Genomic DNA, 12,862 nt, shown 5'->3' with positions numbered 1-12,862 from the left:
CTAAGAGAATGGCTGCGGGTTCATAGTAGTGTTGATCACATGCCGCTAGTACTTGTATGGCAACATATGAGGAGGATAAAACATGTAGGAGCGAAGGAACCCAGTCTATGGTAGTTTTCAATCACATTTATATTTTTCATGAATGAAAATGACCATTGATAGATCGCCATGTGCGGTGAAAGCCGCCTGCATGGTGAAGGCTCGATTCGAAAGCTACCATAAATGTGGTATAAGACGAGAATAGTACAAATGCAACTATTCTGAATGAAAAAATAAGTAGGGCAACTGCAGTTTTAAAAGGAACGACTGTAGGAATAGGAGTGGGGCAGGTAACCCAAGTAGATAAAGATACTTTAGTTACAGCTATAACGATAGCTCAAAGTGTCTATGATGACAGAGTTAATAAAACGCAAGCTCAATTAGATGCAGCGACCGGAGCATTAGTTAGCGCCTTAACAAATTTTGAGGGCAAAATCATTAAAGCAGGAGATACAACTGCACTAACTACAGCTATTACAGAAGCAACAAATCTTTACAAGAATATGGAAGAAGGAGTAGAAATCGGTCAAAATGTAAAAGGCTCAAAAGCGACATTAAAAGAAGCCATTGATGTTGCACAATTAGTTGTAACAAATTCTGCAAACAAAACAACCCAACAATTAGCTGATGCAAAAGCTGCATTAGATTTAGCGGTAGTTGCCTTTGAAAATAGTAAAGTGACAGCATTAACAGGATTGCTAAATGTAACAGTAACTGGCACTGGGGTTGATAGAAGTAATCATATCAACCTTGAAAATGATGAAACGCTCGTCCTCACATCTAGTGATTCAACGAAAGTTGCAGCTACTGTATCTAATGACCCTAGTGGAACCGCTATAGTAACAGGTGTTGCGTTGGGGGGGCCAATTACAATTACTGTTCAAGTGAAAAAAGATGGACAAGTAATTAAAGCAGGTACATTCACCGTAACTGTAGTTCCAATGGCTATCACAAGTAAAATGATCACGAATTTTGACTATTCAACTGTAAACGGAACTCAAGCAAAACTCGTTAGTAAACCTGTTACATTAAGTGATTTTACTGGTAATAGAAAAGACTTTACTATTGTCATTGGATCAGATCGTATACCAATTTATGTTTCATGGGCACTTTCGACAGATTTTTCTAAAGGAGTATCAATGGGCAGTGTTGTAGAGAGTCACATTCAAGATTTCTATTATAAAAAAGACGGAGCAAATGGTATATTGAATCGCCCAATTGCGGCCTTTGGATTTGAAGATACGTTCCAAATTAGCGCATTCCAACCGGGTGCTGCTTCATCATTTACATTAGAAGGTGCAGATTGGTCGTACTTCTTTGAGCAATCCTCTGGGCTAGGAACAGATACGGATACCTCAAAAAATCGAACATTTACAATTAGTGACGGCACAACTACGGCAAATATTCAACTAACATCCAATTTTGTGAAAATCGATGATCTGGTGAATCATATAAATAATCGTTTAATGAACACTGGAGTAAAAGCTCAAGCTGAAAAAGTAAGTGCAGCACAATTTAAAATCACCTCAACATCAAGTACAGGGAATATTATTATTGATGGTGTAAATAAAGCCGATTTCTTTGAATAGATAGTACAGTTATTCTCGAATAATTATAATTATCAATCAGTGCCAACCAACCAATCATGATTTTCATGTTAGTTGAAACAATTGAAACAAATTATCCCCTAGTCTCTTCGGAGGGTAAGGGGTTTTTGCTTGCTGTAATAAGTGAGATTTCAAATATATATCATAATCATCCCTCTGGACATGTCAATCCGTCACCAGAGGATATAGAATTACTAAAAAGATCAACTTTAATAACCTAACCTTCAAATAATTAATCTTATAGCAATAAATTAAGAGCCTTTATTCCTTCTAACAGGAGTAAAGGCTTTTTATATTTGAGAAAGGAACTATGAAAGAAAAGCGTGATGTATCTCACAAAGCATGTAGATAATGGCCACTAGTTACAACTATAGATGACATGCGGTAATAGTAGCTATCTATGTAACAGAAATCAAAAAGAGGAAGTGTTTAAGTCAATCAAATAGTTATTAAGAAACAATAGTCATGTCGAAAATACAGAACTAATTATAATGTTGAAAAACAGCGATGATGGGAGAAAACCCTCTAATAGTTGTATATTTTCTGTGATAACTTTCTGATATTTTCCTTTTAAAGTATTCAATCTAAAACATTACTTAACTATATGAATTTAAACAGAAAATAAATAAAAAAGAGATATTTTAATGCATTAAAATATATTTTAGAATATTCAAAATACTACAAGCTTCGCTATTTACTAGCTAAATTTCGAATGATACATTTTGGATACCTAGTAAAATAGTTTAATTTACTAGGTTTTATTCTAAGTAGAGAGGAGCGGGGGTTTATTATTTCACTAATTGAAAAAGGGGAGAAACGAGTGAAGAAAATTCAAAAACTGAGAAAGAGTGCGATTATTGGTTTAGTTTCTTTATTAACTGTTTCAAATGCTGCGTTTAGCACATCTTTTGCAAAAGCTGAAACAAGTGATCTCGACAAACTTGTGAAGATTGAAAAATCGAACAAAAAAATTAACGAAGCCACGAATGAGTATAAGGATAGTGACACTGTTAGGGTAATAGTTGAGTTGGAAGGAGCCCCGGCCATCTCTTACTCTACTAAAAGAGGTATAAGATATAAAGATTTAGCAAAAGAAAAGAAAACAGAATTACAAAACACTGTGAAAGAAGAACAATCAGAATTCATAACAGAAGTGGAAACAAAAAAGATTGATTTTGATGTGGAAAATACCTTCACTACTGTCGTCAATGGAGTCAGTGGAGAGATAGAATTTGGCGAAATAGAGGATCTTGAAAAATTGCCGAATGTTGAATCAGTGAGCATTGTTAATGAGTACGAAAGACCAACTGTAAAACCTACAATGCTATCAAGTAAAGACATGGTGGAAGCCATTCAAACATGGAATGCTGGTTATGATGGGAAAGGCATGGTTGTAGGAATCATTGATACAGGAATTGATAATACTCATGATGATATGGTTTTAAAAGATGATGCCAAACATAAATTGACATCAGGAAAAGTAGCTGATTTTGTAAAAAATAATAATCTTCCTGGTGAATATTACTCTTTGAAGGTTCCTTATGGTTACAACTACGCTGATAAAAACAAAGAAATTCGTGATCTTGGCCCTGACGCTACAATGCATGGAATGCACGTAGCAGGCACAGTAGGAGCAAATGGTGACGAAACAGGTAACGGACTAAAAGGTGTAGCTCCACAAGCTCAATTACTAGCACTCAAAGTGTTTGGTAATGACCAAGCAATGCCATCGACTTTTGGAGATATTTATATTAAAGCAATTGATGACGGAATTATTCTTGGTGCAGATGTATTGAATATGAGTTTAGGCTCAACGGCAGGCTTTGTTGATTCAAATAGTTTAGAGCAAAAAGCCGTAGAAAGAGCTGTTGAAAATGGAGTATTAATGTCTATTTCGGCTGGTAACTCTAGTCAGTTTAGCTATAATTACGGAGAAAATCCGTTAGCTTCAAATCCTGATATTGGTTTAGTGGGTGCTCCTGGGCTTACCACCAATTCAATATCAGTAGCTTCCATTGAGAATGATAAAATCACATTAGATCAAATGACATTGAAAATAGGGGAAGAAACGTTGCCAATCGCTTATAAAACGCAGGCGTCCCCAATACCTCTAGAAGTATTTGGGAAATCGCCTGAAAAAGATGTTGTCTATGTTGGCGATGGAAGTGCAGCACAATATAAAGGTAAAGAAGTAAAAGGGAAAGTAGTATTCGCAGTCAGAACAGCAGCGAATCCAAACTATGGAGAAATTCAAGCTCAAGCTGAAAAAGCAGGTGCAGTAGGTGTCATTATTAGAGGAACTGCAGCACATGGCGATTACGTAAACATGGCACTAAATAGCCCAACAATTCCACTTGTTTCTTTAAGTGTAGCAGATGGTACCACTTTAGAAACAAAAATCAAAGCAGCAGGCGGCACAGGGAAAGTAAACTTTAATGGAAAAATGACTACGGTTGTTAATGGTTCTAAGGGGCAAATGGCAGCTACTAGTTCTTGGGGTGTCACTCCGAGTCTTGAAATGAAACCAGAGATTACTGCTCCAGGCGGACAAATCTATTCTACTTTTAATGATGATAAGTATGGTGTCATGAGTGGGACATCAATGGCAGCCCCGCATGTATCAGGTGGTGCAGCACTTGTATTGGAAAAAGTTCAAGAATTATTCCCAGGTTTAAAAGGTGTAGAAAAAGTGAAACGCGCAAAAACATTGCTTATGAATACAGCGAAAATTGTTACGGAATCATCAAATGACAATATTCCTTACTCACCAAGACTTCAAGGTGCAGGATTAATGCAATTGAATGCTGCAGTCACAACGCCAGTATTTGTAGAAGCAAAGGGTACAAGTGAAGGTAAAGTTGAGTTGAAGGAAATCGGTACTGACAAGTTCAAAATGACTGTTACAGCTACCAACTTCAGCAAAGAAGATGCAACTTATAATGTAGGCGCATCTGTTTTAACTGATGCAACGCAAGGTTCAGGAACTTCAGCAACAAATGCTTTGAAGGAACAAGTTATTAAAGGCGCAGTAGTAAAAATAGGTACGCCAAAGATTACCTTATTTGCAGGGGAATCTAAAGATATTACTGTTGAAATAGACCTTTCAAATGCAAAAACAGAATTAGAAAGCATCCAAAAGAATGGCTACTTTGTTGAAGGGTTTATCACGCTTACAAATGAATCACAAGATGTCGTCTTTCCAGATTTATCAATTCCATACCTAGGCTTTAAAGGAGATTGGAATAAGCCGCCAGTTTTAGATCAAATGATTTATGACACAGGCTCTTATTATGACGTTTCAGGAATAGTAGATGATCAAGGGAGTTATCTTGGATACAATCCATTTACTAAAAAATACAGCAAAGAGTTAATTGCTATTTCTCCAAATGGAGATGGTGAAAATGAATCAGTAGCACCTGTGCTTTCATTCTTGCGAAACAGTAAAACAGTGGAATATACGATTACCGATACAAGCGGCAAAGTTTTGCGCAAGCTTCGAACTGATAAAGAGCAACGCAAAAATTATCATAATGGGAAGAGCAACAATTCTATTTATTCATATAAATCATCTTATACAAAATGGGATGGGAAACTGAATAATAAAATAGCAGCAGACGGAACATATTATTATCAAGTAAAAACACTAGTTGATTTTGCAGGTAAAGAACAACAAGTAACTAAAATCCCTGTTATTGTTGATAACACAGCACCGGTTGTATCAAACATTGCCTTCAGTAACAAAACGGGCATCCTTTCATTCAATGCTACTGATAATAAAGGAAGTGGATTACAATATCTTGAGATCTATTTAGATAATAAACTCTTAGGTTCGGTAAATCCTGGTACAAGCAATGCGTTTAAATTAGACTTACAGAAATTTGATGTTAAAGATAACGTTAAGGTTGTTGCATATGATTATGCGTTTAATAATAGTGGACAAGAGACGTCAAGCCCAGGAGACAATACAATTCCTTATATCGTATCTGACACACCGGAAGCCCTGGGCGTTTATGATACACGCGAAGTACCTTTTACTGGCTATGTAACAGATGCATCACAAGTAGAGTATTTGAAAATCAAGGGCGATAAATTAAACCCTACAGAACAAGATGTAGTTTTAAAATACAATGAAGTCACAAAAAAACATGAATTTGCAACACATATTACATTCACAGAAGATGGTGTGCATGACATTTTCATTGCAGGTGCCGATAAAGTTGGTAATAAAATTGAATTTAGAAGACAAGTAATTATTGATACGCAGGCACCTAGTCTTTCTGTAAGTAACCTACCAGCTAATAATTTCGTATCTACTGGTGGTAAAGATTCTACTGAAGAGCCAGAAAGTAAAGACCCTAATGATGGCAAAGAACCGAATGAAGGAACTGAAAGTAAAGATCCTATTACCGCTTCAGAAGGTGAAATTACTAATGAAGGAACTGAAAGTAAGGATCCTAATGATACTACTGAAAGTGAAAAACCTGCTGAAACAACAAAAGATGGAGATCCTATTGTTACAGTAACTGTTGCAGATAACTTTGATGAGTTACGCTTATTAGTAAATGGCAGTGAAGAATATACAAATGAATTCAATGAGCCATATGAAATGAGAGCACTAACTCACGAGCAACAAGTTCAGTTAGTATTAGACGAAGGTAGAAATGATATTGTCTTCGAAGTTTCAGATCTTGCGGGTCATGTGACTAAGAAAACGATAGCTATTTATAAAGGGGCAGCCCTAAATGCACCATTTGTAAAATCAGTAGAGATTTCAAATGGCGGTGGCGATGTAACAGTTGAAAATCCAGCTAACATTGTTGCAGAAGCTACGGAATCAATTACGTGGGAAGCAAAAGTAATTGATCCAAAAGGAAATGTAATAGATTTAGATACTGCTGAAGGCGAAAAATATGAAGCTACATTTACACCGAATATTTTGGCTGAGAGTGGTAGTTACAAATTATTAATAGGTGCAGCTGGTAGTGCTGAAAGTGAAAAGCTAGAAACTAATTTCACCGTTTCAAATTATTTTGTAAATGTTGAATCCCTTTCAACACGTGATTCAAACGGTGAAAAGGCTACATCCTTCACAACAGAAAGCAGTGTAAGCATCAAAACAAACATTAAAAACCAGGGGAAAAACAAGTTGAATCCTACAGTAGCCTTCCAAGTCAAAGATGAAGATGGTGCAGTTGTTTACTTTAAAGAAGTGAAATCGAAAGAGATTAATAGCAAATCAAGAAATAGTTTTGGAGTAGATATCCCGTTAGAATCATTTGATAAAGGTAAATATACAGTAGAAGTGTTTGTATGGGATAACGATGAAAATCCAATTCCACTAGCAGATTCAAGCAACCTCGAATCATTTACAGTTAACTAAAAAAAAGAATAATAGGGAGGCAGAAACTGCCTCCCTACTTCTTATCTACGAATATGGGAGTGAATGTTTTGAAAAAAAGCCTAATCACAAGCTTAATTGCTACTTTCTTATTTTTAAATGCAGTTTTTCCCGCCTTAGCAGCTAGTAGTGTAACGATTACAGTAAATACTGATGCTTCACAATATACTTCGGGAGATAAGATAAATATATCGGGAGTGGTATTAAAGGACGGAAAAGCAGGAACGGGTACGGCTCCCCTTATGCAAGTAAAGAAAGGGAGTACAGTCGTTGAAACCTACCAATGGAAAGATTCTGAAATGGATGGAAACGGCAACATATTTAAAACTATATCTCCTAAGAAATACGAGAGTGGATCTTATACGATTCAAATTACTGCAAAGAATGCAACGCCTGCTTATTCAAATTTTGAATTAACAAATACAAATCCAGTTTCAAAAAAGAGCATAAGTGTGCAAAGTAATAAATCTAAATATGAAATTGGAGATAAGGTCCAACTAACTGGAAAAGTGACGCTTGATAATAAACCTGTCAGCAATGAGACTGTTGATATTATTATTGAAAGAGAAGGCGTAAAAGTAAATACAGAGAGTACGGTCAAAACAACTAAAGATGGGACATATAGCTTTAGTTTTGACTCTTCAAAATCTAAAGTAGGCATGTACACAGCTTCAGTTAGCCTGGCAGATAAAAGTATTACTGCAAAAACAAATGCTTTTGAACTGGTTTCATCAAAAACTACACCAGATCCAACACCAAAACCAGATCCAAATCCAACACCACCTGTAGTACCAACACCAAAACCAGATCCAGTTCCAACGATTCCGTTGGATCCAACACCTGTTCCTGACCCAACAGTGACTCCACATGCCCCAGAAGTCAATGTAGTAACATCTGAAAGTATGGAAATTAGAGGTACAGCGGATGCAGGTACAAAGGTAACAGTAACGGATAAAAATAATTTCTTTGCGCAAGCTGTTACTAAAGCCGATGGCACTTTTGCTATTTCATTGAATGTGAAGATTAAAGCAGGAACAGTTCTTTATGTAACGGCAAGCGCTTCTGATAAAGTTAGCTCGGAAACAACGATTATAGTCGAGGATAAAACACCCCCAAAGAAACCAATTGTCAAGACAGTCACTGACAAAGACCGTAAAGTAAAAGGAACGACAGAAGCTGAAGTGAGAGTAACTATCAAAGCTGGAGGGAAATATATCGGTACAGGTTATTCGGATAAAAACGGTGTATTTTCTATCAATATCAATTCTCAAAAAGCAGGTACTATCCTAACACTTAATGCAACAGATGATGTAGGAAATACAAGTGCTTCTCAGAAAATGACAGTAATAGACAAGACTGCACCAAAAACACCTTCAGTAAATTCATTGAGAACAACATCTACTAAGGTAACTGGGAAAGCTGAAGCTGGTTCAAAAGTCTATGTGAAAGCTGGCAATAAGATTATTGGATCAGCGACAGTATCAAAGAAAGGTACTTTCTCAGTCGCTATTAAAAAACAGAAAGTGAATACGAAGTTATCAATTTATTCAAAAGACAAGTCAGGTAATGTAGGCAAAGCAAAAGTGATTACTGTAAAAAAATAAGAAGAATGAAATATAGTGATTTGAAATGAAGAGGAATATCATGTGAAGTGAATTCTTAAGTGAAGATTTGCTAAGATAAATCCTTTAATTTCAATAATCAAAAATAATTGAGTTTTTGTTTAGTATTCAGTACCTTTTAAATACGTAGCTATAAAGGCAAAGGGTGAAGTTACCTAGCCTTTTATAGCTACGTTTTTTATTGAACGATTTAAATACCTTGATTCTTTCTAAAGTTTTAGTCCTTCTGCTAGTAAATCTAAAGAGCTGGCGACTATGTGGAATCGCTGGCTCTTTAAGTATTCTTTCACTTTTTTTAAAACTCACTTTATATTCAACTATTTTTATTTGATACTAGTATCCATTAAAATATGCAGCTAAATCCATCATATCGCGTGTACCAATCGCGATATCTGTTATATAACCTTTACCCGATTTATAGCTACGGAAGCCAATATAGTAGACACCTGATTTATAAAGCTTGTTTTTGGTACCATATGTACGATTACCAACAGGATGACCAAAATACTTTATCATTTGTTTGTGCGTTAATTTACCAGAATAACTATTAGAAATGTACTCGACATCATCAGTATTTTTAACTTTAAACGAGATTGAACCAGTATGTGGATTATATTGTTCAAATCCATACATAGTACCGCCTCTTTTAGCATTATAAACATTTACAGATTCGGCAATAATAGCTTTTCCAGGTACCGATGTCTTCAATTCTTTATAAGTCATACCGACATAGCCTTTATTACCAAGAAGTTTGCCTTTTTTTGCAGCACTTTTAAATGACTTGTTTACTTTAATGCTCTGCGCATGGGAATTAGTTGGTACTACAACTGCAATTATTGAAAAGAGCAGTACAAAAGCACATAGAAAACGCGTAAGAAATTTCATAGTTATCACTCCCTTTATTGTGAAATATATGTATTTTTTTATTTTATAATATTGGACTTCGAACGTCAAAAAAGGTATTTATTGGTCTTTGTATTTAAATAAAGCTATCGATTTCCGTATCATCATAACAGTTTGTTTTCTGTTAGTGTTTAGTTCCATTACTCAAGCAAATCCACATTAACATAGTGTATTGTGAAATGTCGTAGAATATTAATATTACATAACTATCATCAGTTTCAATATAATGGTAAAATAAATAATAAACTTACTAGTATAAGAGGGATACCATGAAGAAACTACGGATTTATGTATTGAGCCTTATTGCCTTATGCGTTTTCTTTACGACATCGGTTGCTTATGCAGCAGAACCACTGGATGAAGTGAAGCAGTTAGTGAAGAAATACTATTATCCAAATGTATCGGAATCAGTGTTAAATAGTACTTCAATCGGAGATTTAACAAAACAGCTTGATCCGTATTCCGTTTATATGACCAAAGAGGAATATAAGGATTTTACAAATTCGATTGATATGAAGTTAGTCGGAATCGGTGTGACGATTGAAGAACATGCTAATGGATTGAAAATTATCTCGGCTATTAAAGGGGGGCCCGCAGCTAACGGGGGCATACTTGCAGGAGATATTATCAAGGCAGTCGATGGTAAGAATTTGGCGGGAGAAGCAGTTCAAACAACTATTGGGCTTATTACGGGAAAAGAAAATACCAAAGTAACTTTAACCATATATCGTTCAAAAACAAACAGTACATTTACGAAGACGTTAATCCGTAAAGTCATCAACATACCTAATGTTGAGACCGAAAAACTAGCGGGTAACATTGGGTACATACGTCTTAATAGTTATGCGGAGAATAGTAGCAAAGAAATTCAAAAGGCTATTAAATCAATGCCTGGTATGAAAGGCTGGATTTTTGACTTAAGAAGTAATGGCGGTGGTTACATTACTGCAGCTGAAGAAGTAATTGGTTTATTTCCAAAAGCACAAGTAGCTTATTTGTTTAAATATAAGGATAGTGAAACTTACTACACAGAGCCGATAAAGCAAAAGATTAGATGGAATGCACCCGTATCAATTACTATGGATGCCAACTCTGCGAGCGCTTCTGAAATGACAGTAGCATCACTAAAAGATCAAAAAGCAGCCAAATTATACGGACAAACAACATATGGTAAAGGTGTTATGCAGCAAGTATTTTCTTTAAAGGATGGTAGCCAGTTAAAACTAACCATCGGAGAATTCATGGGCCCAAACTACACCAAAATACAGAAAAAAGGTATCACCCCAAATGTTAAAACACCAGTTGGTAAAGAAATAGAATACAGCCATCGCGATTTCTTAAAACAACAAATGAAAGATTATAACAAGCTCTCAAGCATTAGCCAAAAAGCAACTCAGAAAACAATCACCATCAAAAGTAGTACGAAGATGAAATGGAGCACAATGGAAAATGCTAAAGTATCTTTACTGCAAATTGGTGGGAAACAACAATCTATTAAAGTTAAAAAAACATCAAACAAACAATTGAAGCTAATACCTAATGATAAGCTAAAACCTGGCACGAGATATTATGTTGTCTTAAAAAGCAAAACAAAAAAATCTCCAGGTGCCTTTGCCGAGATGAAGGTTGCAAACTAAGCCAACCTTAACCATTTTAAAATATGTAGTCGAAAAGACATGTGCTAAATATGGCCAGTCTTCTCTGACTACGTTTTTTTGTTGTAACAAACTATACATAATACTATTGAAAGTTCATATGGACTATTGTTACTAACTAATAAACAACATTAAAGCCTAACAGGGTAACTTTGAAAATCTGGATAAACAAATATTATTCTATTCTGATTAAATTCCAATCTAATTTAAACCTTGAACATGATTATATACACATTAGGCATTTTTGCATTCGCCAATTCATAAAATACCGTATTTGGTCAATGTTGATTGGTTGTATGCTTTCAAATAATGTGTAGTTGAAAAGTGGGGGATATTAGAATGGGAAAGTATAATTTGAGATTTATTAAACCGTTACTATCATTATCGTTAGGAGCGGCAATTATTACAGGTGCAGTAGTAGGTGGAGCTGAAGATGCCTCAGCGGCAACAAATTACAAAATTTCTAATGGAATATTAGTTTTTAAAGCTACTAAAAAAGTAGTAAAAGGCACGGTTACTTATAAAGGAAAAGTATATAAAAACGGAGAGTTATTCACTGGTACAAAAGGCAATACTTATTACAAAAAAGGAAAAAAGGCAACTGGTATATATAAAGAAAGATATTATTTAAAAGGTAAAATTTATTCAGGTATAGCAAGCGGGATTTACTATAAAAATGGAAAAAAGGCAACGGGCACATATAAAGGGACTTACTACTTAAAGGGTAAAGCCTATACAGGTTTAGTAGTAGACATATATTATTCAAATGGCAAAAAAGCAAATGGTACGTATGAAGGCGTATTTTACTTAAATGGGACGGCATTTACAGGACTTCACCCGAACACTGGATATTTATACATTAATGGTGCATTGAATACAGTACTTAGAATATTCGAGGGCGATTTGTACAATGGTGCAAGATTAAATGAAGGTGTGATCCAATACAATGGTTTATGGTACGCCGGAAAAAGAGTGGCAAACGGTACGATTACAATACCAGGTGGACAAATAATTATAGTAGATAACGGAAGACAAACGGGTACTATAAATTCAGGTCCAGGTAGTTATTATGCTGTCATAAACGAAGCGATAGCTAAATTAGAAGCTTTAAAATTTTATGAAGTGTACACAATTAATCATGTAACAAATTTAGTAGATGCTAGAAGGCAATATAACGAAGCAAAAGTTGCAGTTGATGTCGCAGTAGCGAGAGGAGCAGTAACGTCAGAATTTGGTGTAAATTATTGGAAATTAGCAGCGCAGTGGAGAGAAATTGACCGTTATGAAGGAAGAGATACGAAAGAAGTAGCGATTAATAAAGCAACATATGAATTAGCAAGACTTGAATATACGGCTGTTAATTCAATTCGTTCTGCAAGCAATTTAACAACGGCTAAATTACAATATGATGCAGCAAAAACAGCAGTAGATGCCGCAAGAGCGAAAGGTGCAGCAACTTCAGATTTTGGAACGAATTATTGGAAATTAGCAGATCAAAAAGTGGAGATTGACCGCTATGAAGCAAAAGAAGCGGCAATTACAAAAGCAACAAATGAATTAGCAAGACTTGAATATACTGCTGATAATTCAATTCATTCTGCAAGCAATTTAACAACGGCTAAATTACAATATGATGCA

6 protein-coding genes and 1 pseudogene are annotated in these 12,862 nt (G+C 35.4%); 6 read left to right on the top strand and 1 reads right to left on the bottom strand.

Annotated elements, in window-relative coordinates:
- The first annotated feature begins 320 nt into the window (after positions 1–320).
- The 4 genes from BK137_RS20870 (at position 321) to BK137_RS20860 (ending at position 8,648) form a co-directional block, all read left to right on the top strand.
- Entirely contained in the window at positions 321–1,628 is a 1,308-nt protein-coding gene (locus tag BK137_RS20870) for a hypothetical protein (RefSeq protein WP_038179923.1), read from the top strand.
- A 56-nt stretch (positions 1,629–1,684) separates the two neighbouring features.
- Positions 1,685–1,867, top strand: coding sequence for a JAB domain-containing protein (locus tag BK137_RS23040; RefSeq protein WP_143691105.1), 183 nt, complete (start codon positions 1,685–1,687; stop codon positions 1,865–1,867).
- A 599-nt stretch (positions 1,868–2,466) separates the two neighbouring features.
- Entirely contained in the window at positions 2,467–7,026 is a 4,560-nt protein-coding gene (locus BK137_RS20865; protein ID WP_051448574.1) for a S8 family serine peptidase, read from the top strand.
- A gap of 68 nt (positions 7,027–7,094) precedes the next feature.
- Positions 7,095–8,648 carry an Ig-like domain-containing protein gene (locus BK137_RS20860; protein ID WP_143691104.1) on the top strand — a complete coding sequence of 518 codons (1,554 nt, stop codon included), beginning with the start codon at positions 7,095–7,097 and terminating at the stop codon, positions 8,646–8,648.
- Positions 8,649–8,999: 351 nt separating this feature from the next.
- On the opposite strand, the gene BK137_RS20855 is transcribed toward BK137_RS20860, so the two are convergent.
- Positions 9,000–9,551: a hypothetical protein gene (locus BK137_RS20855; RefSeq protein WP_038179919.1), complete on the bottom strand. Its 552-nt coding sequence runs from the start codon at positions 9,549–9,551 to the stop codon at positions 9,000–9,002.
- 287 nt (positions 9,552–9,838) lie between these two features.
- On the opposite strand from BK137_RS20855, the gene BK137_RS20850 reads away from it, so the two are divergent.
- On the top strand, positions 9,839–11,206 hold the full coding sequence (locus BK137_RS20850) for a S41 family peptidase (protein ID WP_038179917.1): 1,368 nt from the start codon (positions 9,839–9,841) through the stop codon (positions 11,204–11,206).
- Positions 11,207–11,563: 357 nt separating this feature from the next.
- A pseudogene (locus BK137_RS20845) lies at positions 11,564–12,862 on the top strand (hypothetical protein); the annotation flags it as partial.

The organism is Viridibacillus arenosi, assembly GCF_001955655.1.
GTDB lineage: Bacteria > Bacillota > Bacilli > Bacillales_A > Planococcaceae > Viridibacillus > Viridibacillus arenosi.
The sequence above is the reverse complement of the archived record's forward strand: the minus strand, read 5'-3'. Positions and strand labels throughout refer to the sequence as shown.